This window comes from Fructilactobacillus sp. X2R6C1 (assembly GCF_059901295.1).
Genome location: NZ_JBWXUZ010000004.1, coordinates 38,298 through 64,842, shown reverse-complemented (window position 1 = coordinate 64,842; position 26,545 = coordinate 38,298). Strand labels below are relative to the sequence as shown.

The window sequence follows — 26,545 nt, the reverse complement described above, 5'->3', positions numbered from 1 at the left end:
AATTGAAACGAGTATTTATATCTTTAATTAAGTTTTACCAGCGCTTTATTTCACCATTGTTTCCGCCTAGTTGTCGGTACTCACCAACCTGTTCGCATTATACGCTCGAAGCGATCAATCGCTTTGGAGCATTGAAAGGGACACTGATGGGGTTTACACGAATTTTGAGGTGTAATCCACTGGTTAAGGGTGGATACGATCCAGTTCCCAAGAAGTTTTCATTGGGAAGAAATAAAAAAGCTGAGGAAGATTATCGTCGCTCGATGAAGCTAAAATAGTTGATTTTATCAACTATTTTTTATTCTAGGAGGTTTTTAAGCGTGAATCGAAAGGAAAAACGAATCGGTATTAATATTATTGATGATCCAGAAGAAAACGCGTTGAAATTGGTGCAAATTGGCGGTCATACCGTGGGCACCATTGAAGAAAAGAACGGGAAGTCAATTTGTGTGGTTGGTGACAAAACTTTCCATGAAAACAGCGAAGAAGATGCTGTTGCTGAGGTAATAAGAGAGTATAATTTGCACCAAAGATAAGTATGATTTATGAAAAAAAGGAGTTCTAATCGTGTTTAATAGGTCGGAAAGTACAGACGAGAATCGAATCGATTGGGGAATCATTTTTTGTGTACTGATGCTTGCTTTGGTGGGCATAGGGTCGATCTTTGTAGCTGCCAGTCATGATACAAGTCAAACAAGTGTCGTAAAGGCGGTTGTTTCGCAATTAGTGTGGTACGCAATTGGTGCAATTGCCATCGTTGTGATTATGCAATTTGATTCCGAACAGTTATGGAAATTAGCACCTTATGCGTATTGGTTTGGGATCTTTCTTTTAGTTGCTGTTTTGTTCTTGTATAGTCGTTCCTATGCGGCACAAACTGGTGCTAAAAGTTGGTTTCAGTTAGGGCCACTGACATTTCAACCATCTGAAATCATGAAACCTGCGTATATTTTGATGTTGGCTAAAGTCATTGCTTCTCACAATAATGAACATCCAATTCATGAAACTCGAAGTGATTGGGCGTTACTTGGTAAAATGATTCTATGGACGATTCCAATTGTGATTTTACTAAAGTTGCAAAATGACTTTGGAACTACCATTGTGTTCATTGCCATCCTGGCCGGGATGATGATTGTATCCGGGGTTACGTGGAAAATACTGGCGCCAATCTTTGGTGTTACAGGTGGTCTTGGTGCCATTGCACTGACACTTGCCATTACTAAAGAGGGTCGGATGTTACTTGGTCATTTTGGCTTTAAGTCTTATCAATTCGCTCGAATTGATACTTGGTTGCATCCTGAGTCAGATACGAGTAACCAAGGATTTCAACTATGGCAAAGTATGAAAGCAGTTGGATCAGGAGGTCTTACTGGAACGGGATTCAATGTTTCCAAAGTTTACGTTCCTGTTCGTGAGTCTGATATGATCTTTTCCGTGATGGGAGAGAACTTTGGATTCATTGGTGGGGTATTATTGATTCTTCTTTATTTCTTATTGATTTATGAAATGATCAAGGTTACTTTTGAAACTAAGAATGTTTTCTATGCCTATATTTCTAGTGGAGTTATTATGATGATTTTATTCCATGTTTTTGAAAACATTGGAATGAGCATTGGGTTGCTGCCAATGACTGGAATTCCGCTCCCATTTGTGAGCCAGGGAGGTTCTGCCTTAATTGGTAACATGATAGGGATTGGGTTGATAATGTCAATGCAATACCATAACAAGAGTTCAATGTTTAGTACAGATAAGAATTTCTCATAAAGCATGTTCATTCATGCTTTTTTATTTGGGATTATTTACCGGTTAATTTTTGTGTTATAATTAAGGTTCTATTATGAACGACAGAGGTGCGAATATGACTAAAAATAAGAAGCACGTCGCGTTATTATTTGGTGGTAATTCATCAGAACACGACGTCTCAAAAAGATCCGCGCATAATATTTATGATGCGATGGACAAGGATAAGTATGAAGTCAGCTTATTCCTAATTACTAAGGATGGAATCGTCTTGAGCGATGATGCTTCACATCGTGTATTTGATGGTGAAGATGAAACGGATGTGGAAAAAGATGAGATTTTAAATCTCGACATGAATAATCCGCTAGCTCCCATTATTAATTTCGATAGCGCTAAAGATATTGACGTTTTCTTTCCCATTATTCACGGAAACTTAGGGGAAGATGGAACCATTCAGGGGCTATTACGTCTAATGAATAAGCCCTACGTTGGAAGTGGAATCTTAGCTTCTGCAATGTCTTATGATAAGGATATTACTAAGAAAATCCTAGATGAAGCAGGCATTAACAATACCAAATACGTCTTATTGACTCCAGATAATCGTAAAGATTGGAATTATGCTAAATTATCTAAAAAGCTTGGTTCATTAATGTTTATCAAACCAGCCAATCAAGGTTCTTCCATCGGTATTCATCAGGTGCATAATCAAGAGGAATTGGATAGCGGACTAGAAGATGCTTTTCGTTATGACAACAAAATTTTGATTGAGGAAGCAATTGAGGGACCAGAAGAAGTCGAAATTTCTATTTTAGGAAATGAAAATCCCAAGGCATCAAAACTAGGGGCAATTAAAGTTCCAGCAGATGACAAATTCTATACCTATGACAACAAGTTCGTGGATGCCAGTCAGGTCCAATTTACCATTCCAGTTGAATTGCCAGATGGTGTCGATGATCAAATCACGAACATGGCATTAGACGCTTATAAGGCCCTTGGATTAAAGGGAATGGCACGAATTGATTTTCTTGTTTCAAAGGATTTTAAGCCGTATTTGAGTGAAGTTAACACATTACCGGGCTTTACCAATATTTCTTTGTATCCGCAACTTTGGGAAGCTTCTGGAATTAGTTATACCGAATTAATCGATAAATTGATTGAACTAGCTTATGCTGAATTTGACCGTCAATCTAAAATTTTGCATGACTTTAAGCCGCTTCAAAAGGGCGATCAGAAAAAAGTATATAAGGATAAATAATAAAAAAAGATTATGACATAGTCATAATCTTTTTTTATTTGAAGATTGTTCTTCGTATATACTTATAAGAGGTGATAATAATGGAAAGATGTAACTGGGCAACTAGGAGTCCACGATTAATGAATTACCATGATACGGTGTGGGGTGTTCCAGATTATGACGAAAAAGCATTATTTAGAGAACTGTCACTAGAAATAATGCAGGCAGGACTTCAGTGGAATTTAATTTTGAAGAAGTTAGACGGACTGGATAGCATTTATCATAATTTTGATTTTAACTATTTGTCTACTCACGCAGAAACCATCAAAGACACTGCAATGAGTGACAAACGTGGAATTAGAAATCGATCGAAACTTGATGCCATTTTAACCAATGCCAAGATTGTTTTTGAGTTAGAGGGAAAGGGGATTCATTTTTTTGACCAATTATGGCAGCAGGTGAATTATACTCCCGTTGACCATTTAATTATTGATGATCAAATCGATATTTCGGAAATGAGACCAATGATTAAAAAATTTAATCCGGTTTTTCAAATGTATCATTTTAAAAGAGTTGGGCCCACAACACTCTATTCGTTTTTACAAGCTTCGGGGATTATTAATGATCATAACGTTAATTGTTTTAGACACGATGAAATTTTGAATCGTCAAGGGAGATGACGTGCAATTGGAAGTCATAATGCCCTCAAAAGCGCTATTGAAAAAGATTGGAGCGAGAATTAAAAAACGCCGAATTGATATTCATATGACGCAGTCGGAGCTTGCCAAAGGACTATGTACTCAGTCAACCATCAGTGCGCTTGAAAATGATGGGTGTTTTAATCAATGGGTGATTATTCCAGAAATTGTGTCCCGATTGGGATTGAACTTAGACGAAGTTTGTTCTGATGAAAAGTATTGCTATGCTAAAAAAATACTGAAGAAAGTTGAATGCATTCTACTTCATTATCATTTCAAGAAAGCTAATACGATTATTGAAACAATTAAAGTTGAGAATATTGATTCAAGAGAAATCAAAGGAAGATATTATTGTGAACGTGGTTTTGCGGAACTATTTTGTGGTTTTTCTTTAGATGAAGTAATCCTATGCTTTCATACTATGATTGACTCGTGTTCCGTCAAAACAAATTTTATTTGTACTGCATGGAGTTATTTGGGCATTGCAATCTCATATCGGAGATTGGGATGTCAAAAATTGGCTCGTAAGTATTTGGATGATGCTTTGGTGAGGATGGGGCAATTGCTACATCGAAGAGAAATGAATACAATTGATCGATATGTTGTCATTAAGTTAGGACTTGCCATTGTCACTTTCGCATTTGTAGCTAACGATAATCAACTAGTGATTTCTGAATCCAATGTTATGATATCTTACCTAAAACGCAAGTATTCCTTCTATTGTTTGAAATCATTTTATAATTTGAAATATTTGAGTTATAAACGAGAAAAACTGTTTGAAAAGGCAGAAAGCACCCAAATTAAAATCAATCTTTTGAAAGGAGTAAGAGATAGCGGGCGGATTGATAAATTATTAAAAATTGCCAAAACAAAAAATCATTCGAAATAATCATCGAATGATTTTTTGTTTTACTTAGAAACTTTTTGTTTTCCTTTTTTAGGATCAACTTTTTGATTATTTAGATTTGTTCTTACAACTAATACATCACAGACCGCCATCCTAGTGACATATTCAGTTACTGAACCAATTAGTAACCGTTCAACACCATTTAACCCGGTTGCACCGATCATGATTAAATCAATATCGAGTTTGTCTGGAATTTCCTTTGAGATGATTGTTTTCGGTGCGCCATATTCGATTGAATAATCGACTTTGTTAACGCCATCATCCTTAGCCTCTCTGGCGTACTGTTCGAGTGTTTTTTTAGCGTTTTGAGTTACTTCTTCAACTACTGATGTATCAAAACTAGAGATATTTTGAAATGCTCGTGTGTCTACAACGTGGACAATGTGTAAATGAGCATCATTACGTTTGGCAACGGCAACGGCCTTTTTAAAAGCCAACTCGGATTCGTATGAACCATCAACGGGAACTAAAATATTATTGTATTCTTGTAGCATAAAAACCACCTCGATGTTTTATTTAACTTAATTCTAGTATTTTTTAATTGAAAAGTCAGATATAAAGGCTATTTATCCATGTATTGAATGATGAATAGTTCTGGAATCACAGCACACAAACACCCCGCACATAAGACTAACAGAGTAAAAACAGTGTTATCGAAAAATATTGAAATAATTCCTAAAATTGCTACCACAATTAGAATGACACCACTAATGAGTAAGATGATGCTTAATGAGGTAAACTTTTCGGGATGAAACAGTAGGAAACTTTTATGAGCATGAGTCAAAAAATAAATTCCGTTAATAATTAAAATTACGGAGAAAAATAACATTAAAACTTTTATGAGCATCGACAATTATTCCTTTCCGACATGCCTTTCAGCCTCGTTGATTTTTTCATATTGATCAGCTAGAGCTCTTTCGTATTTACCGTTCAGCTTTGGTTGGTAGTACTTGGCATTCTTAATTTTGTCAGGAAGATACTGCTGTTTAACCCAATCATTGGGATAATTATGTGGGTATTTATAACCGACGTGTCCTAGTTTTTTGGCACCCTTGAAATGGGCATCTTTTAAGTGATCAGGAATGTCTCCGTAATTGCCAGTTTTTACGTCAGATAAAGCCTTATCAATCGCTGTAATTCCTGAATTTGATTTTGGTGAAAGACAAAGATCAATGATGGCATCAGATAGCGGAATCCGTCCTTCAGGGAGACCGAGTTTATCAGCAGCTTGCACTGCCGATACTGTTCTGGAAGCAGCAGCCGGATTAGCTAACCCAATGTCTTCATACGCAATTACCATTAATCTTCTTGTTAGGGAGTTTAAATCCCCTGATTCAATTAACCTCGAGGCATAGTGTAGGGCCGCGTTAACATCGGAGCCACGAATTGATTTTTGAAGTGCTGACATCACGTTGTAGTGAGCGTCGCCATTTTTATCTTGACTTAGTGCTTTCTTTTGTAAACAAGCTTCAATATCAGCCAGAGTAATGTGAATGACGCCATCTTGGTCAGGCTTAGTGGACTTGGCGGATAATTCTAGGGCGTTTAAAGCACTTCTCAAATCGCCATTGGTACTGTGAACTAAAAAGCTCATGGCGTTATGGTCAAGTTTGATCTTTAGATTACCTAAGCCATTTTGCTTGTCCGCTAGTGCTCGCTTAACGGCTTTGGTTATGTCATCACTGGTTAATGGATGAACTTGAAATATTTCTGTTCTAGAACGAATGGCCGGACTGATATTGATATAAGGATTTTCTGTCGTTGCCCCGATTAAGATAATTTGCCCACTTTCTAGTAGTGGTAACAAAAAATCCTGCTTGGTCTTATCTAACCGATGGATTTCATCTAGTAATAACACTACCGTTCCACTCATTTTAGCTTCTTCAGCTACCGCCTGGAGGTCCTTTTTGGTATCAGTTGCTGCATTTAACATCCGAAAAGCATATTTAGTCGAACCCGCAATTGCACTTGCAATGCTGGTTTTTCCGGTGCCAGGTGGCCCATATAAAATCATTGATGAAAGCATTTTAGCTTTTACCATGCGATCAATAATCTTGCCCTTGCCAACCAAATCCTGTTGGCCAACAATATCTTCAATTTTAGTGGGCCTCATTCTGTAGGCGAGGGGCTTTTGCATTTTATAGCTTCTTTCTACTTAAATAACCGTGAGAACCATGATTGATGTTTTTTAGGTTGATCGTCATCATGTTTGGCGTTAACCTTACTAGGATCAAAATCAATATGGTCTTTATTAATTGCGTCAGGTGCAACTAAGACCACAGCGTATTGATTAGGCATCGTACCATAAGCGCTGTTATTTTTTAAAGTGAACTTAGTGTTATTTTGGCTAGCCAACTTCATGTACGGTTGTTGCTGTTCTTCAGCTATATTGCCGTTAATGAAGAGTTGATAAGTGGGATGTTGTTTCATTTCTTTACTTAACTGATCGATTGCATCCTGGTTTTTATCTTCAGAAACCGTAATGGCGAAGTCGACCCGTTCTCGAAAAGTTCCCAAGTATTTTCGTTGCTCATCTGGGTTAATTTGAGGGGAGTTTCCACTCATTGCTTGATCAAGTCGATTTTGAACTGATCCTTTGTCATCTGTCATAATATTTGCTCCTTATTGAGTATTTACTACATTTTAACATTAAAGAAATTGGAGATACAAAAAGGCGGTCTCAATCGAGATCGCCTTTTCTTTAACAGACACAATATTTTAACGGTTGTAGTATTCAACAACTAATGAAGTATCGATGTCTGCATTTAATTCATCTGGTTGTGGATATCTAGTCAATGAACCCTCAAGCTTATCAGCATCAAATGATACATAAGCAGGGCGGCTCACAACTGATTCGACAGCTTCTTTGATGATGCCCATGTCCTTATCCTTTTCACGAACACCGATCACTTGACCGGGCTTTACTTCGTAAGAAGGGATATCAACCCGCTTGCCATCAACGGTAATATGACCGTGGTTAACTAATTGTCTAGCTTGTCGTCTAGTGGTAGCTAAGCCTAAACGGTAAACCATATTATCTAAACGGCTTTCAAGCATAATTTCAAAGTTATCACCATGCTTACCCTCACGGATTTTACCAGAGCGGTTAAACAATGAGTAAAATTGACGTTCAGTTAAACCATACATGTAACGTAATTTTTGCTTTTCACGTAATTGAACACCATATTCTGAAAGTTTTTGACGACGACCTTGGCCGTGAACACCTGGAGCATATGGACGACGTTGTAATTCCTTACCAGTACCTGATAAAGAAACTCCAAGACGACGAGAAATTCTCCAACTTGGACCTGTATATCTTGACATAAATGAATCCTCCAATAAAATATTTGGAGTAAAATAACGATGTACGCTTAGTATTCGTGCATATCCCTCTGAACTTTCGCCTCAGCAGCCAGTGGGTTACTAATTAAACTACAAGTAGCAAGGACATGTTGACGAGCTTACCGCATACTGCTGCATTATTTTACACAAGCCCAATTATATGAAATTAGCACCTAAAAGTCAATGCAACGTTGCAATTGATGATCTTAAAACTCAGAATGCTATCATAAATTTTTCTCATTTATGATATAATTACTTTAATAACGAGGAAAAGTTTATACATAATTAATTTGTTGAAGGACGGGTATTTAATGGTTAACGTCATTATTGGAATTTTAGTTGTAGTAGCTGTAATTTATTGTGCCGTGGTCATGTATCAGCACCATTTATTAAAAATTGCTGAAACAATTGAAAAACGCGTTAAGCGCCTAAATGATTTGAATCTGCAAGATGAGATTAATAAGGTGAAAGATATCGGCCTCACCGGTGATTCATTAAGTAGCGTTAATAGTGCTCAAGCTGATTTTGATAACGTTACTAATAACTTACTTCCTTCCGTCAAAAATAACGTTGAAGCGGTAAAAAGTGACGCAAAGGGAATTAACTTTGTTAAGACACGGGAAGTTTGCTCAGATGCGGAACAACAAATTAAAACCTCAGAAGATGATGTAAGGGTAATTCGTCAGTTTTTAGCTAAAATGAATCAGCTGAATTCTGAACATAAGAAGGCCATTACTGATTTAGAAGGTCGTTATAAAGAACTTCGAAAAGAATTGCTTACTAAGAATGCTTCCTTTGGGCCCGCAATTGATGCGCTTGAAAATCAGTTGTCGACGATTGAAGGGACCTTTGATGATTTTTCTAATCTATCAAAAAATGGTGATCACGAAAAGGCTGATAAAATTCTTGGTGATTTAAATAAGTCAACTAATCAGTTAGAAGCTGATGTGCAACAAATTCCTCATTTATATGCTACTAATAATGTAGAATTTAAAAATCAAATTGATGAGATTAGCTCAACTCATTCTAAAATGAATGCAAGTGGGTATGAATTTGCTGATGATGAATTTGACGTCTCTTTAGAGGAATTAAGAACAGCCGTTTCCGATAACCTTGAAAATATTGCTCACCTTGATTTAAAATTGGCCAAGGATTCTGATAGTGAGATTGAGACCAAGATTGATCGTCTTTACGATTTAATGGAAAAGCAATTAATTGCTAAGAAAAAAGTTGATAAAGGATTTAAGATCACCGGAGAATATATCCAACACGCCAAAAAACAAAATCAGGTTTTAATCGATGAATTAGATCGACTCAGTCATAATTACTCACTAGAACATGGTGAAATTGATAAGGCCAATGCTTTAGGAAAACAAATTGATGAGATTGAAGCTACCTATAAAAAAGATCGTGAGGCAATTGACAACAAGAAAGCCATTTATACTCACATCCTTGACAACGTTACTAGTAGCGATAGTCAATTAACGGAGATTGAAAAGAAACAACGGGCCATTAATGATTCGGTTGCTGACTTTAAAGATGAAGAGCAGAAGGCCCATCAGGTCTTAGATGATCTTGATTTGGAACTTCATGGGATTCAGCGTAAGATTGATGAGCTGAATTTACCGGGTATATCACAGGATTACATTGACTACTTTGGCATTGTGGCTGACGAGATTAAGGATCTTAATCGGACGATGGATAAGGTCAAGATTAGTATGGATGATGTTCAAAAACAGTTAAGCGTGATTAAATCAGATCGGGATACTCTTGAAGAGAAGACTGATGATTTGATTGATAGCTCATCGCTTGCTGAGCAAGTGATGCAATATGCCAATCGTTATCGAAATTCTGATCCAGAGATTAATAGAGCACTGGTAAAAGCTAAGCATCTGTTTGACGATGAATATAAGTATCCTGAAAGCTTAGAAACCATTGCCACTGCGATTGATAAAGCCAATCCTGGGTCCTACAAGCGAATTGAAAATACTTATTACAAAAATAAGCAAGATTCACAAAATCAAAAGTAAGCACGAACAAGCTGAATTAGAGTTGGAACAATTCAGCTTGTTTTTATTATGTTTCAATGCTGGTATAATAAATCTTGTTGTAATTTGGACGAATTAGAAAGAGAGGGTACCAAATGATTTACTTTGATAATAGTGCGACGACTAAAGTAGATAGTCAGGTTTTGGATACCTATAATCAGGTAAGTGAAAAGATCTGGGGAAATCCTTCCAGTCTTCATAACTTTGGTCAACAATCGTTTAATCTATTGAATCAATCAAGAAATCAAATTGCGAGAATTTTAGGAGTAGAACCTAACGAAATCTACTTTACTAGTGGAGGAACTGAAGGTGACAATTGGGTTATAAAGGGGACCGCCAAAGAGAAACATCAATTTGGTAAGCATATCATCACTTCTTCTGTTGAACATGCAGCGGTGAAAAATTCAATGCACGCTTTAGAAGATTTGGGATTTGACGTTACTTATTTACCCGTTGATAAAGAGGGACGAGTTTCAGCAAAAGATTTAGAATCCGCTATTAGACCGGATACTATCTTGGTGTCAATCATGGCGGTTAATAATGAGATGGGCGCTATTGAACCCATCAATGAAATTAGTGATGTCTTAAAACAATATCCCAAAATTCATTTTCATGTTGACGCCGTCCAGGCTGTTGGTAAAGGTCTACACGATTTGGTTTTCAATGATCGAGTTGATTTTGTCACATTTTCTGGGCATAAATTTCATGCTCCCAGAGGAATTGGTTTGATATATGGGAAAAACGGTCGTAAGATTGCTCCATTAATGGATGGTGGTGGCCAAGAACGAGGGCAACGGAGTGGGACTGAGAATCTGCCTGCGATAGTAGGGATGGCTAAAGCACTCAGAATCATTTCGGATCATGAATCTGAAAGCATTGCACGTGAACAAAAGATCAGAGAACGAATTTATGCTCATATTACTAAGTTCAACAAGGTTCATCCTTTCTCCGGTTTATCAGACCACTTTGCTCCGCACATTCTTTGCTTTGCAATTGAAGGAGTGAAAGGTGAAACGATCGTGCATGCCTTTGAAGAACATGGGATTTACATTTCTACTACGAGCGCTTGTTCATCCAAAAAAGAGGAAACGGCAGGAACTTTAGATGCTATGGGAGTAGACCCAAGCATCGCTCGCAGTGCCGTTCGAATCTCCTTAGGAGACAAAAATACTTTAGATGAAGCTGATAAGTTTAATCAAGTATTTGATGAATTGTACGAAGAATTCAAAAAGTTAAGTTAGATAATCATTAAAGAATAGTAAAGGAGTGAGGGTGTGAAGTATAGTGAGATTATGGTTCGTTACGGCGAACTGTCCACAAAGGGAAAAAATCGCAGGGTCTTTATTGGGCAGCTGGGACATAACATTAGGCAAGTTTTAAAACAGTTTGATGGAGTCACCGTTGACGCCCAACGGGATCGGTTACATGTCAGTTTGCATGGTCAAGATGCAGCTCCAGTGATGGCAGCCTTAAAAAAAGTCTTTGGAATTGAGACTTTTTCACCAGTTGTTAAGTTGGAAAAAAATACCCCAATTGAAGACATTCAGAAAAAGGCACTTGCAATGATTTCGAATCAATTCCAGAGTGGCCAAACATTTAAGATTTCAACTAACCGCCAGAATAAAGATTATCCATTAAACACTTATCAAGTAAATGATGAGGTTGGCGGGTATGTTTTAGATCATTTAGATGGGATTAAAGCTCAAATGAAAAGACCTGACATTAACTTACAGATTGATGTCAGAATGTCTGGCATTTATTTATCAAGTGAGACGATTCAGGGAGCATTAGGACTACCAGTTGGAACTGGCGGACGTGGTACCATGATGCTTTCAGGAGGCATTGATTCACCCGTTGCGGCGTACATGGCCATGAAGCGTGGGGTAAAGTTAGATATGATTCATTTCTACAGTCCTCCATACACTAGTGAACAAGCGCTAGCAAAAGCTAAGGACCTCACGGCGAAGCTTTCGGCATTAGGTGGAACCGTTGATTTTATCCAAGTCCCATTTGCTAAGATTCAAGAAGAGATTAAAGAAAAAGTTCCAGAGGGATACTTGATGACGGTTCAGCGCCGGATGATGTTGAGAATTGCCGCAGCTATTACCATTGCACGTCATTGTGATGGAGTATTTACCGGTGAGTCGTTAGGACAAGTTGCTTCACAGACTTTAGAAAGTATGCGCGCCATTAATGATGTGACTAATTTGCCAGTTCTACGTCCGTTGCTTTCTTTGGATAAGACTGAGATTATCAAGATTGCTGAACAAATTGACACCTATGATTTATCAATTCTTCCTTATGAGGACTGCTGTACGATCTTTACTCCACCAGCACCGAAAACGAAGCCGGACGTGGAGAAAGCCAGAAAGTTTGAAAAAAACATTGACGTGGATGGTTTAATGAAAGAAGCCATTGAGGGTATTACGATTAGTAAGATTCACCCAAATGATGATTATTTGAACGCTAATGAAGATGTTTTTTCAGAATTACTTTAATGTGATTGACTAAAGATTGTAAATTGAGTAATATTTATTATGTTAAATGCTTTGATCAAGAGGTTGGTTGTTATGACGCGCAGAGAGTGGACACGTGCTGGAAAGTCCATGCGTTAAAATGATCATTGTTGCTTGTGAGCAGTTATGTTGAATGAATTAAGATGTAATCGGTACTAGCCGTTATCTAGGTGAGTTGGAATTAGCAATAATTCAATTTAGGTGGTACCGCGAGCATTCGTCCTATTCTGGACGGATGCTTTTTATTTTAAATGAGGTGAAGAAATGACAAAAGAAGTAGATATGTCAACGAAATATGATCCCAACTCAGTTGAAGCAGGGATGTATAAGAAATGGCTTGATGAGGATGTTTTCAAGCCAAATGGGGATAAAAAGGCAAAACCATATTCAATTGTTTTACCTCCGCCAAATGTGACCGGTAAACTTCACTTGGGTCACGCCTGGAATACCACCCTTCAAGACATGTTGATTAGACAGAAACGGATGCAAGGTTATGATACCGTTTGGATTCCTGGGATGGATCATGCGGGAATTGCAACTCAAGCAAAAGTTGAAGCCATGCTTAACGAGAAGGGGATCTCGCGGTACGATTTAGGTCGTGAAAAATTTGTCGATAAGGTTTGGGAATGGAAAGACGACTTTGCTGATACGATCCATAAACAGTGGGCCAAACTGGGATTATCACTTGATTACAGTCGTGAACGCTTTACGTTGGATGATGGTTTGTCAAAAGCCGTCAGGAAAGTATTTGTTGACTTGTACAATCAAGGGTTAATTTACCGTGGTGAATACATTATTAATTGGGATCCAAAGGCTCGGACTGCTTTATCTGATATTGAAGTTATTCACAAAGATGATAAAGGCGCTTTCTATCACGTTAAGTATCCGTTTGCTGATGATACGAAATTTAATGGAAAGAATTACATTGAAATCGCTACAACTCGTCCTGAGACTATGATGGGTGATACTGCTGTCGCAGTGAACCCAAGTGATGATCGTTATAAAGATTTAGTAGGTAAAGAGGTCGTTGTTCCACTCGTAAATCGGACGATTCCGATTATTGCCGATCAGTACGTTGATCCTGAATTTGGGACTGGAATGGTTAAGATTACCCCAGCCCACGATCCTAATGATTTTAAAGTTGGGAACAGACATGATTTAAAACGGATTAATACCATGAACGAAGACGCTACGATGAACGAAAATGCTGGGAAGTATGAAGGCATGGATCGTTTTGATGCTCGAAAGGCAATGGTCAAGGACCTTGAAGATCAAGGCTTGATGATTAAAATTGATCCCATTGTTCACTCAGTTGGTCATTCTGAAAGAACCGGAGTTCAGGTTGAAGCTCGTCTTTCGACTCAATGGTTTGTAAAAATGAAACCATTGGCCAAAAAGGCAATGGAGAATCAAAAGACCAATGATGCGGTTAGTTTCATTCCAGAACGATTTGAGCATACCTTTATGCAATGGATGGAAAACGTTCATGATTGGGTTATTTCAAGGCAACTATGGTGGGGACATCGGATTCCTGCCTGGTACAATAATGAGACTGGCAAGATTTACGTTGGCGAAAACGCTCCTAAGGATCCCGAAAACTGGACGCAAGATCCAGACGTGTTGGATACCTGGTTTTCATCAGCTTTATGGCCATTTACAACCCTTGGTTGGCCTGATACTGACTCAAGAGATTATCAACGCTATTTTCCTACCAACACGCTTGTAACTGGTTATGATCTGGTGTTCTTCTGGATCTCAAGAATGATTTTTCAAAGTTTACATTTTACCGGTAAGCGTCCATTTAAAAACGTGCTGTTACATGGTTTAATCCGTGATGAACATGGGGTTAAGATGAGTAAGTCTTTAGGTAACGGGATTGATCCAATGGATGTTATTGATCAGTACGGAGCCGATGCCTTGAGATGGTGCCTTTCAACTGGAACAACGCCTGGACAGGACATGAAGTTTAGTTATAGTAAGGTCGAATCAGCCTGGAATTTTGTCAATAAGATTTGGAATGCCAGTCGTTATGTCATCATGAATTTAGGTGACATGTCTAAACCAGAGTTACCAGCTCAATCAGAATGGAATTTATCCGATCGATGGATTCTTTCGAAATTAAACTCTGTTGTTAAGCATGTTACCGAAGAATATGACAAGTTTAACTTTGGTGAAGCCAACCGTTCACTTTATGATTTTATTTGGAATGATTTTTGTGATTGGTACATTGAAATGAGTAAGGAAATTTTGACTGGCTCAGATGAAAAAGCCAAACAAAACACGCGAAATATCCTAGCGTACGTTTTGGATCAAATCTTGCGATTACTCCAACCAGTTATGCCATTTGTTACTGAAAAGATTTGGCTTTCAATGCCGCACGTTGGTGAATCATTGGTGGTAGCTGCGTATCCAGTAACTCATGATGAATTTGATGATAAAAAAGCAGAATCAAATATGAATCATCTGATTGATGTTATTAAAGCGGTCAGAAATATCCGTTCGGAGGTTAATGCACCCCTATCTAGTCCAGTTGACATTCTAGTTAAAACTAAGAATTCCGATTTGAAAAAGGTACTAGAAGATAACAGTGACTACATTGAACGATTTGGTCACCCTGATAAGTTAGAGATTGGTTCTGACATTAATATTCCTAAATTGGCTATGACATCGATAATTACTGATGCTGAGATCAGCATCCCACTGGATGAACTGGTTGACCTCAATGATGAAAAAGAACGGCTACAAAAAGAAGTCCAAAAATTTGAATCGGAAGTCAAACGAGCACAGAAAAAACTAGCTAATAAAAAGTTTGTAGACAATGCTCCAGAGACAGTTGTCAATGAGCAAAAAGAAAAGCAAACCGACAATGAGGCTAAACTTAAAGCCGTTAAAATCCGACTTAAAGATGTAATCGATGCTTTAAATAAGTAAAATACGAGGCTCAGCTAAACAGCTGAGCCTTCTTTTTAGAGGAGTTGCAATGGTGATTGATAGTTACAGTGCAGCATTAAAGTATATCCATGGTAGACCACGAATTAAAAAAGAACCACCTAAAAAGCGGATGGCTCACTTTATGAAGAAATTGGATTTTCCAGAAAAAACGCTAAACTGCATTCACGTAGCGGGAACTAATGGAAAGGGCTCATGTGTTGCCTATTTGAGTAACATGTTAATGGCTTCTGGACTCTCAGTTGGAACCTTTACTTCACCATTTATGATTAAGTTCAACGAGCGGATCAGTGTGAATAATCAACCAATTTCAGATGATGAAATTTTAGAGTTGGTGCGTGAAATTAAGCCGATTGTCGATGAAATTGATAAGAATGATCCTGATTTAGGTCCCTCTGAATTTGAAATCATTTGCGCTATGATGTTCATCTATTTCCGTGATCATCCCGTTGACGTTGTGATTGTGGAGGCCGGAATTGGAGGAAGATCCGATTCAACCAACGTGGTTAATTCGGAAATGTCAATTATTACTACCATTGGGATGGATCACATGGCACTGCTTGGTGATTCGGAAGAAAAAATTGCGGATAATAAGGCTGGAATTATTCGCCAAAACCGTCCATGTGTGATTGGAGGAATCAAAGAAGGTCCGAGAAAGGTGATTGAACGAGCAGCTATAAAATTAGATAGTCCAATTTGGGAATTAAAGCGTGATTATCAATTCGTGCCGGTAAATCAAAATCATTTTAATTTTTCAAGTGATCATTTGAACATTGATAACATTTCAATGAAACAAATTGGAAGCTTTGAAATGGAAGATGCTGCAATTGCGATTGAAGCTTTCTTGGTTTATGCGTTTAATTATTTAAACATGACAGAACCATCCATGATTTCTTCGGTCAAAGCGGGAATTAGTTCAACAAAATGGATTGGAAGGATGGAAGTAATTAATAATGATCCCACGATTATGATTGATGGGGCACATAATGTCCCAGCAATTCAGAGCCTTTTGTCGTCGCTTCGTTTTAGAAGTAGTAAGTGGAGGAATTCTCATCTTACAATTGTGATGGGGGTTTTCGCTGACAAACAGTATCCAGAAATGCTAAAAATTGTTAAGTCTTTATCTAATAGTGACGTTATTTTGACACGGTTTTCTGCGGGAGAAAAGCGAGCAAGTGCTGACTTTTCTAAACTTGATATCAATAACTTTCCCAATGTTTCATTAGTTAGCGATTGGCATAAAGCACTGAACAAATCGGTAAAAAAGGTCCGTGACAGTAAAAATGATAATCAGTTAATTTTGGTTACTGGATCGCTGTTATTTATCTCGGAAGTTAGAAAATATATTAAAGAAAATGAAGAAAAACTTAAGTAACTAATTTTGGCCTTATATTTCTGACTGATATAAATGCAGTATGATATACTAGTCTTATCAAAGTAATTACTTAAAAATTAAAACTTAAAATTGAAGGGATGAATAAATTGTTCGGATTAGGTACAAAAAACATCGGAATCGATTTAGGAACCGCTAATACCATTGTTTATGTTGATGGAAAAGGAATCGTTTTACGAGAACCCTCTGTGGTTGCTAAAAATACAAAAACTGGCGAGATTGTTGCTGTTGGTCAACAAGCCGAATCTATGATTGGTAGAACGCCTGCCAGCATTGAAGCTATTCGTCCAATGAAAGACGGTGTAATTGCTGATTATGATACTACTGTGACCATGATGAAATATTATATCGATAAAGCATTGGGAAGCCACGGTGGTAAGCCTTACGTAATGGTTTGTGTTCCAAGTGGTATCACTGCTGTGGAAAAGCGTGCCGTAATTGATGCTACTCGAGTTGCTGGAGCAAAGGATGCTTATGTAATCGAAGAACCATTTGCTGCTGCAATTGGTGCCGGTCTACCAGTTATGGATCCAACTGGAAGCATGGTTGTTGACATTGGTGGTGGAACTACCGACGTCGCTACTATTTCTCTTGGTGGGATCGTATCATCACGTTCGGTAAGAATGGCTGGTGATAAGTTGAACGAAGTGATCGTTACCTTTATCAGAAAAAATTATAATGTGCTAATTGGTGAACCAACTGCAGAACATTTGAAATGCACCATTGGTTCAGCATCAATTGGTGCCGCAAAGGACATGAATGATGAAACCGTTCGTGGAAGAGACTTATTGACTGGCCTTCCTAAGTCAGTTGAAGTAACTGCGGAGGATGTGGCTTCTGCAATGCACGAAGACATTCTTGAGATCATCACTACGATTAAAGAAACTCTAGAAGAGACATCTCCTGAAATTTCTGCTGATGTGATTGATCATGGAATTGTTCTTACCGGTGGCGGTGCTCTACTCAAAAATCTCCCAGAAGTAGTATCAGATGCCACTCAAGTTCCTGTGACAATTGCCAAAGATCCGATGGATTGTGTAGCAATTGGAACCGGTGAATCGCTTAAAAGTATTGAGGCAATGAATAGAAAATAAATTGGATAAGCGGGGATGAATTCCCGCTTATTTATTTTAAGCACGTACGGAGGATTATTATGCACAAGTTTTTTTCAAGTCGAAAGCTAGTAATCATTGTCGTTTGCTTAATTATTGGCTTAGGTTTGATTAGTGGGTCAGTGGCAGTGCGAAAAAATCGTGCTACTCCTCCATTGATTCAACAAGTTGGAAATGATGTTGTTGGATTTGGTGATCGAATTATTAGTATTCCTGCCAATGGCGTTGGCTCATTGTTTGGTGCCACTGATAATTTGTTAAATACTTATCAGGAAAATAATCATTTAAAGGGTCAGGTTGAACAATTAGCTCAAACTCAAGTTAAAAATCAAGCACTGGAAAATGAAAATGAAAAATTAAGACAACAGTTAAATATCAAGGGGACTCCCACGGATTACAAGGCGATTAATGCTAGCGTAATTACTAGGACGCCATCCTCATGGCAAAATCAACTGATCATTAATAAGGGATCGGCTGCAGGAGTTCAAAAGAACATGTCTGTAATTGTTAATTCGGGATTAGTTGGTCGGGTTGCTGAAGTTAATAAGACAAACAGTAAAGTCGAACTAATCACCGACAAAAGTGATACTGCTAGTCGTTTTGCGGTTCAGGTTCAAGGAGAAAAGAAAGTCGTTAATGGATTAATTGACGGTTATAATCGTGATACTAATGAGTTGGTAATGGGAAGTGTTACTAATCAAGACAAGATCAAGACTGGGACGAAAGTTATGACTAATGGTCTTGGTGGCGTGACTCCTAAGGGACTTTATGTCGGAAAAGTTGCTGGAACTAAACAAAATAGTGATGGTATTTCTGAAAAAGTCAACATTAAACCAGCTGCAAACATGGATGATATTGAGGCGGTGACCGTAATTGGCAAGAAGGATTAGAAGAGGAAGTCCAATGAGACGTCCTTCCCGGTTAAAGTTCTTATATCCAATTGGGTTGGTCATTTCATTTCTACTGGAAGGAACGATTTCTAAACTTTTTTCACCAGTACTTTTTGGCAAATTTTCAATGGTACCTTACTTAACCTTATTGTGGTTGGTAATGGCCACTCTTTTTGCGCGCCATGAGAAATTACACATGGGCTGGTGGGCCTTAGGAATTGGAATCGTTTATGATATTTATTACGTTGGAATTATTGGGATCTTTACGTTTGCATTTCCGCTGGTGGTTTATATTAATCGAATGGTTTTAAAATTTGTGCGTGAAAACATGGTCACTTCATCTCTACTTTATGTTGGGGATGTTTTGGTGGTATTTATTTTGAGCTACTTAGGTGACCGAATTGCACATATTGCCTCTCTTAGTGGTGTACAGTTATTGATTTATACTTTAGGGCCAACGTTAGTGTTGAACCTGATCTTATTTGTAATTCTGTATCTCCCAATCAGGGCACTTTTCAATTATTTTAGTTAAACTAGGAGCATTGACTGTATGGAAAATGTAGTTTTAAAGGGTACTCAAAATGGTTATGAAATTAATATTTCTGATACCAGTAGTTTTGATAGTGACATTAATGAATTCAAGAACTTGATGGAACAACTTAGTAGTGGAAAAGAGTTAGGGAATGCTAAACAATTTTCTTTTGATGTTTTTACCGGGAATCGGATTCTCACCGGAGCGCAAAAGCAAACGTTAAGGGAGATTGTTTCTAAATATCCAAGGATGAGTATCAGGCGATTTATGGCTGATGTGGTTACTACATCAGAAGCATACCGAATCCGGGACTTAAATAAGGTTTCCGTCATTGGGAGAACCATCAGAAATGGTGAAGAGATTACAGCCAAGGGCGACGTCCTTTTTTTTGGTGCCATTCATGAGGGAGGTAAATTACTTGCGGGCGGTAACGTTTATAATTTAGGATATGTGAGAGGAATTGTGCACGCTGGATTTCCGAACGATGAAGAGGCCATTGTAATTGGCAACTTAAACGATGCCCAGCAGGTTCGGATTGGAGAACAGTTTGATATCGTCAGCGATAATAAGAATAGAATTTCTGAAAACAGCCGTACTGTTATTTACATTAATGACTTACATACTATCGAGTATGGCAATTTAGATCAGATTAAAGACATTAGTCCGAAGTTTTATAATCGAATAGGAGGAACCGAATAATGGGAAAAGCAATCGTTATTACCTCTGGAAAGGGTGGAGTTGGTAAAACAACTACTTCAGCTAACATCGGGACTGCTTTAGCCTTAATGGGGAAGCGCGTCTGTTTGATGGATTTGGATATCGGCCTTAGAAACCTTGACGTGGTTCTTGGACTAGATAATCGAATTATGTATGACATCGTTGACGTTGCCAATGGACGGGTTCCACTGCAAAAAGCATTGGTAAAGGATAAACGCTTTGACGATAATTTATACTTATTACCAGCCGCTCAAAATACAGATAAATCGGCCTTAAAAGAGGACCAAGTTAAAGATATTGTTGATGAATTAAAGCCACAGTTTGATTTCGTGTTGATTGATTGTCCGGCAGGAATTGAACAAGGGTTTCTCAATTCCGTTGCCGGAGCAGATAGTGCCATTGTGGTTACCACACCGGAAATTTCTGCGGTTCGAGATGCAGATCGAATTGTAGGGCTATTAGGAAAGCATCCTTTAAAAGAAGCTCCAAGGTTGGTTATTAATCGAGTTCGACCAAGTATGATGGACAATGGCGATGTAATGGATGTTGACGAAATTACTCATCACCTGGGAATTAGTTTACTTGGAGTTGTAGTTGATGATGATAAGGTGATTACTACTTCAAATCATGGCGAACCAGTAGTTTTAGACACTGATGATCCTGCATCAACGGCTTATCGTAACATCGCACGACGCTTGCTTGGAGAAACCGTTCCATTGATGAAAATTAAGCCACAGAAAAAAGGGTTTTGGTCTAAATTCAAACACGTATTTACAAAGAATTAGTTATACTAATTGATAAAGTTCTCTTAGAATTCTTTCTATGGGAACTTTTTATTTTGGAGGAATTAGTTTGAAAAAAACAATCACAGATGGGGTTCATTTAAATGTTCATGAGAGTAATAAATTCAAAACAACATCGATCACAATTGACTTTGTTGCCCCGTTAAACTATGCAGATTATTCTGCTAGAACCATGGTCTCGGAAATGATGGAAAATTATAGTCACAAGTACGATTCAAAATTAAAGTTGGCTAGAAGACTTTCCGAACTATTTGGTGCCAGCTTTGGAACAAATGTGTTTAAAGTTGGCAATCGTAGTGTGTTGAGAGTGGTTATGAGCTTTGTTAATGATGAATTTACGCTGGATAATTCTGACGTTTTTGACGATGCGTTGACTTTTCTTTCAGAAGTTATTTTTCATCCCAACCTTGATGGTGAACATTACGTCAAGGAACAATTTGAAATTCAACGAAAAAATTTAATTCAATATTTAGATTCTCTTAATGATGACCATCGTTATTATGCAGCGAAGAGAGTTCGAGAGCTTTACTTTTCCGACCAACCCAATTATGCCAATTCAATCATTGGAAATCAGGAGCAAATTAAAAACTTAGAAAATGAGGCTGTTGTGAAAGAGTGGGAAAACCTTCTTAAAAACGACGATATTTATATTTCGATTTTAGGCGATCTTTCGGAGAAACAAACTCAGATGATTGAGACGCATCTACCGTTTTTATCCAGAAGGGAATTTAATGAGCCAATGAATCGCAATTTTAGCCCCTTACCGATCAGGACTCAGGTTGAAAAAATTAATGGAGAACAATCCAAGTTTGATTTAGCTTTTGATTTTCCTATTTTCGTAAATGATGATGATTATTACGCAGCAATTGTTTTTAATGCTTTGCTTGGGGGAGCCCAACAATCATTAATGTTTCACAATATTCGTGAAAAACATGGCTTAGCATATTACATTTCGAGTAATTATAATTCTACTTTGGGGTATGTATTAATTGAAAGTGGCATTAACTCGGGAGATGTGGATCAAGTTAACCAGTTAATTGATGAGCAAGTTAGTTTAATTCAGAAACAAGAGTATTCGGATCAGCGATTTTTAGACATTAAATCAGCATTGATTGATGGATATTATTCTAAATTTGATAGCCAACGCCGAACGCTTAATGGTGATTTTATTAATGAACTATATGGGATCGATTTGAGCCCCAGTCAATGGATTAATAGAGTTAGAGGGGTTACCAGTGACGATGTAAGTCAAGTAGCTTCGAAGTTTAAATTGCGGGCTAAATTTTTATTGGAAGGAATTAATAATGGTTGAAATTAAGTATGACAAGCTAAATGAAACGGTTTACCGCTATCAATTAGATAACGGAATGAAAGTATTTATTGACTCTAAGCCAGGCTTTCATTCGACCTACGGTATTTTAAACGTTCATTTTGGTGCAATTAATAATTTGATTTTGGAAAATAAACGATCCCGAAAGATGCCGCTCGGAATTGCTCATTTTTTGGAACATAAAATGTTTGATAAACAAAATTATGATTCAAGTGATCAGTTTGGCAAATTTGGATCGGATTCAAATGCGTTTACGAGTTTTGATCAAACCAGTTATCTTTTCAATACAACTAATCATGTTGGTGATAATTTAGATGTTTTAGTTGATTTGGTTCAGCATCCGTATTTTGACGAAAAAAAAGTTCAAAAAGAGCAGGGCATCATTGGACAGGAAATTATGATGTATCAAGATGATCCCGGTTCTAGAATTTATTTTGATACGATCGGAAATATGTATCATAACTCTCCACTTGATCATGATATTGCGGGCACAATTGATTCAATTGCCAAAATTACGACAGAAGACTTGTATGCAATGTATAACCAGTATTATGTTCCAAACAATATGGATTTAATGCTCGTTGGAAATGTCAACGAGAGTGATGCGATTGAAAGGATTGAAAGACTTGAAAGAACCATTCCCTCAATTAGTCAATCTGAGATTTTAACCCTGAAGCGGCAAACGAACGATGCCATTAAGAAAAGCTCGATTATATCAGATGAGCACACTACTATGAATTTGACAAGAGGGAAAGTTGCGGTTGGATTTAGAGGACCTGACGAGATTAGTAGTGGGGTCCAATTCACTAAAAACGAATTATCACTGGGATTGTTTTTGTCGATGATTTTTTCTGAAGATGCTGAGCCATATCAAAAACTCTATTCCAAGGAGATCATAAATGATTCGTTTGGTTATGACTTTGATCTAGAAGATGGTTATCAATTTGTGATCTTTGCCGAAGACTCAAATCGTCCAGAAGAGTTTCAAAAAGCCGTTGAACGTGAAATTGAGAATGGATTAAATGACGACGCAAAATTGTCTAAGATTTTTAACCTAATTAAACGAGAAGAGATTGGACAGTATATTTCACTTATGAATTCCAACTCGGCTATTGCGAATCAAATGGGAGATCCACTAAATGGATATACCAATCTTTTTGATGAAATTCAAATCTTAAACCAACTTTCCGTTCATGAGGTAATTGATTTTGCTAGTAAATTCTTTGACTTTAATAAAACAACTTTGAAGGTTATTTCCTAATGTATATCTTTTTTTAAGGTAACGCGTTGTGATATACTGACAATGAAATCTAAAACGATGGGGTTTTACATATGGATAAAGAAGAAAAAAATCAAAAAAGTGTAAACATTGGTCAATTATTGCGTAAGGCTAGAGTTGACTCAGGAATTTCAATTGATGACGTTCAAAAGAAAACTAAAATTCAAAAACGTTATTTAGAAGCAATTGAACAAGATGACTTTAAGGCACTGCCTGGTGATTTTTACGTTCGTGCTTTTGTTAAACAGTTTGCAGATGCAGTTGGTTTAAACGGAAGCGAGTTTATTCAAAAATATGACTCCGAGCTTCCTGGTGGAGAAAAGTTTGGCTCTTCTGAGGACGATAACGGTGAGGGTCAAAATAACATTAAGGAAAATCCTCAACCAGTTCAGTCTGAGATGCCCAAACAACGTTCTGTTAGACATCACTCAACGAGTCCAGAATCAGGTCCTTCAGGATCTGGTGTGAAGAAACTAATTCCGATTGTTGGAATTGTGGTCATTGTGATTATTATCATTGGCGTCATCTGGGTTGGAGCCGGAAAGTTAGCTCATCACAATTCAGATACTACTTCAAGTACAACGTCTGTTTCCGTATCTTCGGATAGTTCAAGTTCGATGGCCAGCTCGCGTTCGAAGAAGGCCGCTCAGGATAAGGCCAAAGAGGCCAAAACAAAGAATCAGAATAACCAAGGAACCCAGATTGCTAAGGGTGCTAATGAGAACGAGTACAATGTTAAAACCAATGAAAAAGAAACAAAGGTCACTTTAAAGGGAAATGCTAAGTCTTGGTCAGCTGTTTCGGTTAATGGATCACAGGTTTGGCAAGGAACTTTAAATCCCAACCAGACTCATGATGTCACCATTCCTGCTAACACGAAAGAATTTAACGTTAACCTCGGCAATGCCCCCGCTACTGACATCACGATTAACGGTCAAAAAGCTAATTTAGAGAAGCCCGCTAACAATGGGAATGCTCAAGTTAGAAATGTCACTTTTAAAATTACAAATAAACTTTAACCCAAACCTAAATAACGATCTGTTAAAGATAGCAGGTCGTTATTTTAGCGTTTAACCTCAGGAGGATAAACTTTTGAACTTACCAAATAAATTAACTTTATTTAGAATAATTTTAATACCAATATTTTTAATTTTACTGGTTGTGCCAATGGATCTTGGCAGCGTGATGATCGTGGGAACCATGATTCCAGTTACACAGGTTTTAGCTACCGTGGTATTCATTGTGGCAGCGTTAACGGACTTTTTGGATGGTCAAATTGCGAGAAGACAACACCTAGTGACTAATTTTGGGAAATTCGCTGACCCGTTAGCGGATAAGATGTTGGTAATGTGTGCCTTCATTGTCTTAGTTGGTCTTGGCAGTGTTGCTAGTTGGATTGCGGCTATCATTGTTTGTCGTGAATTAGCCGTGACTGGTTTACGTTTAATTGTTGTTGAAAATGATGGTGAAGTTGTTGCGGCTGCGTGGCCAGGCAAGATTAAAACCTTTTTCCAGATGATTGCGATTATTATTCTGTTATTAAATAATGCATTATTTAATAACATTAATCTTCCGATGGGCCAAATCTGTTTATACATCTGCTTATTCTTTACCATTTACTCTGGTATTGAGTACTTTTACAAGAACCGAAAAGTTTTTTCTGATTCATTTTAATTAATACAGTTAGGAGTGGTTTGATGAATGCTGAAATAATATCAGTTGGGACGGAAATTCTCCTTGGTGAAATTACTGACACCAGTGCGCCCTTTATTGCGCGTCATCTGGCAAATTTAGGAATTGATGTTTACTTTCAAGACACCGTTGGAGATAATTACAAACGGTTAGAAGCTGTTATAAAGCTTGCTGAAAGTCGAAGTAACTTAGTGGTTTTGACAGGCGGGTTAGGTCCTACCGAAGATGACATTACTAAGATTGTGCTAGCTAAGCATTTGGGTCTTGGGTTAGATACTAATCAAAAAGCACTGGAAAAAATTAATCATTTTCATAAAAATTATCCAATGGAAAAGCCTCAAAATGCTGATATTCAAGCTGAATATATCCACGGTGCGACTGTATTACCAAACGATAATGGCTTTGCCGTTGGTATGTTTCTTACGACTAAAAACTGTGATTACTTGGTTTTACCGGGACCACCAGTTGAGATGCAACACATGTTTACTAAATATGCACTTCCAATTTTGACTAAATTAGCTAGTGGTAATCCCGTTATTGCTTCCAAAGTAATGCGTTTCTTTGGAATTGGTGAAACAGAACTTGAGGACCAATTAAAGCCCTTGATTTCTCATCAAACGAATCCAACTTTAGCAACGTACGCCAAGCGAAATGAAGTTACCCTAAGAATTACTGCGAGTGGAAAGAAAAAATCAGATGTCGATCATTTAATTGATGAAATGATCTTTAAAGTAAACTCAATTGTAGGGAAATATTTCTATGGTTTTGGTGATGATAACTCATTGGCTAAAGTAGCTGTTAATATCCTTAAAAAGAAAGCATTGTCGATCACTGCGGCAGAATCACTTACTGCTGGGATGTTTCAGAGTCGGCTTGGTGATGTCTCAGGTGTCTCTGAGGTTTTCCCAGGTGGATTTGTGACTTATTCGGTTAAAGTGAAAGAGGATGTCTTGCACATTCCAAGCGAAGTGATTGATAAGCATGGAGTGGTTTCATCTGAGACGGCTGTTTGGATGGCTAAAAATTCGAAAGCAATTCTCAATACTGACGTTTCGGTTTCTTTTACTGGAGTTGCTGGACCTGATGAATTGGAAGGACATCCTGCTGGGAATTTCTGGGTAGGAATTTCATTACCTGATGGTGAGGTTAAGACCCGTGAATTTAATTTTGGCAAGGATCGAAATGAAATTCGTGATTACGCTACAAAATGCGGTCTTAAAATGATTTATGATAATTTAAAGTGAAAATAGGAGGATATTGGTTCTCCTATTTTGTACATACTAGTTGACACTAATTTTTCTAAACTTTAGAATTAAGAAGTGAATAACGTTTATGCTAGTTATTTAAATAAATTTTTTATTAG

The 26,545-nt window shown here is 37.6% G+C and carries 26 protein-coding genes and 1 other annotated feature; of the genes, 21 read left to right on the top strand and 5 right to left on the bottom strand.

Annotation, left to right across the window (positions count from 1 at the left end; all coding sequences use genetic code 11):
• The first annotated feature begins 2 nt into the window (after nucleotides 1–2).
• The 6 genes from yidD to AC6UDF_RS05130 all read left to right on the top strand — a co-directional run bounded on the left by yidD (nucleotide 3) and on the right by AC6UDF_RS05130 (nucleotide 4,561).
• On the top strand, nucleotides 3–278 hold the full coding sequence (yidD, locus tag AC6UDF_RS05155) for a membrane protein insertion efficiency factor YidD (protein ID WP_500694360.1): 276 nt from the start codon (nucleotides 3–5) through the stop codon (nucleotides 276–278).
• A 42-nt stretch (nucleotides 279–320) separates the two neighbouring features.
• Nucleotides 321–536, top strand: a complete 216-nt coding sequence (locus tag AC6UDF_RS05150) for a DUF2969 family protein (RefSeq protein ID WP_500723996.1) — start codon at nucleotides 321–323, stop codon at nucleotides 534–536.
• A gap of 31 nt (nucleotides 537–567) precedes the next feature.
• Complete coding sequence (locus AC6UDF_RS05145; RefSeq protein ID WP_500694362.1) at nucleotides 568–1,764, top strand: FtsW/RodA/SpoVE family cell cycle protein; 1,197 nt, start codon at nucleotides 568–570, stop codon at nucleotides 1,762–1,764.
• Nucleotides 1,765–1,858: 94 nt separating this feature from the next.
• Nucleotides 1,859–2,995: a D-alanine--D-alanine ligase family protein gene (locus tag AC6UDF_RS05140; RefSeq protein WP_500694363.1), complete on the top strand. Its 1,137-nt coding sequence runs from the start codon at nucleotides 1,859–1,861 to the stop codon at nucleotides 2,993–2,995.
• A gap of 80 nt (nucleotides 2,996–3,075) precedes the next feature.
• Nucleotides 3,076–3,654, top strand: a complete 579-nt coding sequence (locus AC6UDF_RS05135) for a DNA-3-methyladenine glycosylase I (RefSeq protein WP_500708201.1) — start codon at nucleotides 3,076–3,078, stop codon at nucleotides 3,652–3,654.
• Nucleotides 3,655–3,691: 37 nt separating this feature from the next.
• On the top strand, nucleotides 3,692–4,561 hold the full coding sequence (locus tag AC6UDF_RS05130; protein WP_500696065.1) for a helix-turn-helix domain-containing protein: 870 nt from the start codon (nucleotides 3,692–3,694) through the stop codon (nucleotides 4,559–4,561).
• A gap of 20 nt (nucleotides 4,562–4,581) precedes the next feature.
• On the opposite strand, the gene AC6UDF_RS05125 is transcribed toward AC6UDF_RS05130, so the two are convergent.
• The 5 genes from AC6UDF_RS05125 to rpsD form a co-directional block, all read right to left on the bottom strand.
• Nucleotides 4,582–5,073 carry a universal stress protein gene (locus tag AC6UDF_RS05125; protein ID WP_500694366.1) on the bottom strand — a complete coding sequence of 164 codons (492 nt, stop codon included), beginning with the start codon at nucleotides 5,071–5,073 and terminating at the stop codon, nucleotides 4,582–4,584.
• Nucleotides 5,074–5,141: 68 nt separating this feature from the next.
• Nucleotides 5,142–5,426, bottom strand: a complete 285-nt coding sequence (locus tag AC6UDF_RS05120; RefSeq protein WP_500696067.1) for a hypothetical protein — start codon at nucleotides 5,424–5,426, stop codon at nucleotides 5,142–5,144.
• Nucleotides 5,427–5,432: 6 nt separating this feature from the next.
• Nucleotides 5,433–6,716 carry a replication-associated recombination protein A gene (locus AC6UDF_RS05115; RefSeq protein ID WP_500701335.1) on the bottom strand — a complete coding sequence of 428 codons (1,284 nt, stop codon included), beginning with the start codon at nucleotides 6,714–6,716 and terminating at the stop codon, nucleotides 5,433–5,435.
• A gap of 14 nt (nucleotides 6,717–6,730) precedes the next feature.
• Nucleotides 6,731–7,189 (bottom strand): YueI family protein, encoded by a 459-nt coding sequence (locus AC6UDF_RS05110; protein ID WP_500694368.1) that lies wholly within the window; start codon nucleotides 7,187–7,189, stop codon nucleotides 6,731–6,733.
• 108 nt (nucleotides 7,190–7,297) lie between these two features.
• Nucleotides 7,298–7,903: a 30S ribosomal protein S4 gene (gene rpsD, locus AC6UDF_RS05105; RefSeq protein ID WP_039144319.1), complete on the bottom strand. Its 606-nt coding sequence runs from the start codon at nucleotides 7,901–7,903 to the stop codon at nucleotides 7,298–7,300.
• A 329-nt stretch (nucleotides 7,904–8,232) separates the two neighbouring features.
• Between rpsD and ezrA the strand changes: the two genes are divergently transcribed.
• The 15 genes from ezrA (at nucleotide 8,233) to AC6UDF_RS05030 (ending at nucleotide 26,426) form a co-directional block, all read left to right on the top strand.
• Nucleotides 8,233–9,951: a septation ring formation regulator EzrA gene (gene ezrA, locus AC6UDF_RS05100; RefSeq protein WP_500708198.1), complete on the top strand. Its 1,719-nt coding sequence runs from the start codon at nucleotides 8,233–8,235 to the stop codon at nucleotides 9,949–9,951.
• Nucleotides 9,952–10,064: 113 nt separating this feature from the next.
• Complete coding sequence (locus tag AC6UDF_RS05095; RefSeq protein ID WP_500694370.1) at nucleotides 10,065–11,210, top strand: cysteine desulfurase family protein; 1,146 nt, start codon at nucleotides 10,065–10,067, stop codon at nucleotides 11,208–11,210.
• A 33-nt stretch (nucleotides 11,211–11,243) separates the two neighbouring features.
• Nucleotides 11,244–12,467: a tRNA uracil 4-sulfurtransferase ThiI gene (gene thiI, locus AC6UDF_RS05090; protein WP_500708196.1), complete on the top strand. Its 1,224-nt coding sequence runs from the start codon at nucleotides 11,244–11,246 to the stop codon at nucleotides 12,465–12,467.
• A gap of 42 nt (nucleotides 12,468–12,509) precedes the next feature.
• Nucleotides 12,510–12,713: a binding site (T-box leader), on the top strand.
• A 36-nt stretch (nucleotides 12,714–12,749) separates the two neighbouring features.
• The gene (locus AC6UDF_RS05085) at nucleotides 12,750–15,416 is read left to right on the top strand and encodes a valine--tRNA ligase (protein WP_500708194.1); all 2,667 of its coding nucleotides are present in this window, start codon (nucleotides 12,750–12,752) and stop codon (nucleotides 15,414–15,416) included.
• A 49-nt stretch (nucleotides 15,417–15,465) separates the two neighbouring features.
• On the top strand, nucleotides 15,466–16,809 hold the full coding sequence (locus tag AC6UDF_RS05080; RefSeq protein WP_500694373.1) for a bifunctional folylpolyglutamate synthase/dihydrofolate synthase: 1,344 nt from the start codon (nucleotides 15,466–15,468) through the stop codon (nucleotides 16,807–16,809).
• 107 nt (nucleotides 16,810–16,916) lie between these two features.
• The gene (locus AC6UDF_RS05075) at nucleotides 16,917–17,921 is read left to right on the top strand and encodes a rod shape-determining protein (RefSeq protein ID WP_500694426.1); all 1,005 of its coding nucleotides are present in this window, start codon (nucleotides 16,917–16,919) and stop codon (nucleotides 17,919–17,921) included.
• A gap of 59 nt (nucleotides 17,922–17,980) precedes the next feature.
• Nucleotides 17,981–18,829 (top strand): rod shape-determining protein MreC, encoded by an 849-nt coding sequence (gene mreC, locus AC6UDF_RS05070; protein ID WP_500723994.1) that lies wholly within the window; start codon nucleotides 17,981–17,983, stop codon nucleotides 18,827–18,829.
• Nucleotides 18,813–19,361, top strand: a complete 549-nt coding sequence (gene mreD, locus AC6UDF_RS05065) for a rod shape-determining protein MreD (protein ID WP_500694375.1) — start codon at nucleotides 18,813–18,815, stop codon at nucleotides 19,359–19,361. The genes mreC and mreD overlap by 17 nt, the downstream gene beginning before the upstream one ends.
• An 18-nt stretch (nucleotides 19,362–19,379) precedes the next feature.
• Complete coding sequence (locus AC6UDF_RS05060) at nucleotides 19,380–20,060, top strand: septum site-determining protein MinC (RefSeq protein WP_500694376.1); 681 nt, start codon at nucleotides 19,380–19,382, stop codon at nucleotides 20,058–20,060.
• The gene (gene minD / locus AC6UDF_RS05055; protein WP_500694377.1) at nucleotides 20,060–20,863 is read left to right on the top strand and encodes a septum site-determining protein MinD; all 804 of its coding nucleotides are present in this window, start codon (nucleotides 20,060–20,062) and stop codon (nucleotides 20,861–20,863) included. Before AC6UDF_RS05060 ends, minD begins: the two co-directional genes overlap by 1 nt.
• A gap of 67 nt (nucleotides 20,864–20,930) precedes the next feature.
• Nucleotides 20,931–22,193, top strand: a complete 1,263-nt coding sequence (yfmF, locus tag AC6UDF_RS05050) for an EF-P 5-aminopentanol modification-associated protein YfmF (RefSeq protein ID WP_500723991.1) — start codon at nucleotides 20,931–20,933, stop codon at nucleotides 22,191–22,193.
• Nucleotides 22,186–23,472 (top strand): EF-P 5-aminopentanol modification-associated protein YfmH, encoded by a 1,287-nt coding sequence (gene yfmH / locus AC6UDF_RS05045; RefSeq protein ID WP_500694379.1) that lies wholly within the window; start codon nucleotides 22,186–22,188, stop codon nucleotides 23,470–23,472. Before yfmF ends, yfmH begins: the two co-directional genes overlap by 8 nt.
• 71 nt (nucleotides 23,473–23,543) lie before the next feature.
• The gene (locus AC6UDF_RS05040) at nucleotides 23,544–24,509 is read left to right on the top strand and encodes a helix-turn-helix domain-containing protein (protein ID WP_500694380.1); all 966 of its coding nucleotides are present in this window, start codon (nucleotides 23,544–23,546) and stop codon (nucleotides 24,507–24,509) included.
• A gap of 73 nt (nucleotides 24,510–24,582) precedes the next feature.
• On the top strand, nucleotides 24,583–25,164 hold the full coding sequence (pgsA, locus tag AC6UDF_RS05035) for a CDP-diacylglycerol--glycerol-3-phosphate 3-phosphatidyltransferase (protein ID WP_500694381.1): 582 nt from the start codon (nucleotides 24,583–24,585) through the stop codon (nucleotides 25,162–25,164).
• Between the two features lie 23 nt (nucleotides 25,165–25,187).
• Nucleotides 25,188–26,426 (top strand): competence/damage-inducible protein A, encoded by a 1,239-nt coding sequence (locus AC6UDF_RS05030; RefSeq protein ID WP_500723989.1) that lies wholly within the window; start codon nucleotides 25,188–25,190, stop codon nucleotides 26,424–26,426.
• The last annotated feature ends 119 nt before the right edge of the window (nucleotides 26,427–26,545 follow it).

What these genes read in the sequence shown, in the direction of transcription:
- AC6UDF_RS05140 (WP_500694363.1), top strand. Translation starts at nt 1,859, where the DNA reads ATGACTAAAAATAAGAAGCACGTCGCGTTATTATTTGGTGGTAATTCA.
- AC6UDF_RS05135 (WP_500708201.1), top strand. Translation starts at nt 3,076, where the DNA reads ATGGAAAGATGTAACTGGGCAACTAGGAGTCCACGATTAATGAATTAC.
- AC6UDF_RS05125 (WP_500694366.1), bottom strand. Translation starts at nt 5,073, where the DNA reads ATGCTACAAGAATACAATAATATTTTAGTTCCCGTTGATGGTTCATAC.
- AC6UDF_RS05120 (WP_500696067.1), bottom strand. Translation starts at nt 5,426, where the DNA reads ATGCTCATAAAAGTTTTAATGTTATTTTTCTCCGTAATTTTAATTATT.
- AC6UDF_RS05115 (WP_500701335.1), bottom strand. Translation starts at nt 6,716, where the DNA reads ATGCAAAAGCCCCTCGCCTACAGAATGAGGCCCACTAAAATTGAAGAT.
- AC6UDF_RS05110 (WP_500694368.1), bottom strand. Translation starts at nt 7,189, where the DNA reads ATGACAGATGACAAAGGATCAGTTCAAAATCGACTTGATCAAGCAATG.
- rpsD (WP_039144319.1), bottom strand. Translation starts at nt 7,903, where the DNA reads ATGTCAAGATATACAGGTCCAAGTTGGAGAATTTCTCGTCGTCTTGGA.
- ezrA (WP_500708198.1), top strand. Translation starts at nt 8,233, where the DNA reads ATGGTTAACGTCATTATTGGAATTTTAGTTGTAGTAGCTGTAATTTAT.
- AC6UDF_RS05095 (WP_500694370.1), top strand. Translation starts at nt 10,065, where the DNA reads ATGATTTACTTTGATAATAGTGCGACGACTAAAGTAGATAGTCAGGTT.
- AC6UDF_RS05085 (WP_500708194.1), top strand. Translation starts at nt 12,750, where the DNA reads ATGACAAAAGAAGTAGATATGTCAACGAAATATGATCCCAACTCAGTT.
- AC6UDF_RS05080 (WP_500694373.1), top strand. Translation starts at nt 15,466, where the DNA reads ATGGTGATTGATAGTTACAGTGCAGCATTAAAGTATATCCATGGTAGA.
- mreC (WP_500723994.1), top strand. Translation starts at nt 17,981, where the DNA reads ATGCACAAGTTTTTTTCAAGTCGAAAGCTAGTAATCATTGTCGTTTGC.
- AC6UDF_RS05060 (WP_500694376.1), top strand. Translation starts at nt 19,380, where the DNA reads ATGGAAAATGTAGTTTTAAAGGGTACTCAAAATGGTTATGAAATTAAT.
- minD (WP_500694377.1), top strand. Translation starts at nt 20,060, where the DNA reads ATGGGAAAAGCAATCGTTATTACCTCTGGAAAGGGTGGAGTTGGTAAA.
- yfmH (WP_500694379.1), top strand. Translation starts at nt 22,186, where the DNA reads ATGGTTGAAATTAAGTATGACAAGCTAAATGAAACGGTTTACCGCTAT.
- AC6UDF_RS05040 (WP_500694380.1), top strand. Translation starts at nt 23,544, where the DNA reads ATGGATAAAGAAGAAAAAAATCAAAAAAGTGTAAACATTGGTCAATTA.
- AC6UDF_RS05030 (WP_500723989.1), top strand. Translation starts at nt 25,188, where the DNA reads ATGAATGCTGAAATAATATCAGTTGGGACGGAAATTCTCCTTGGTGAA.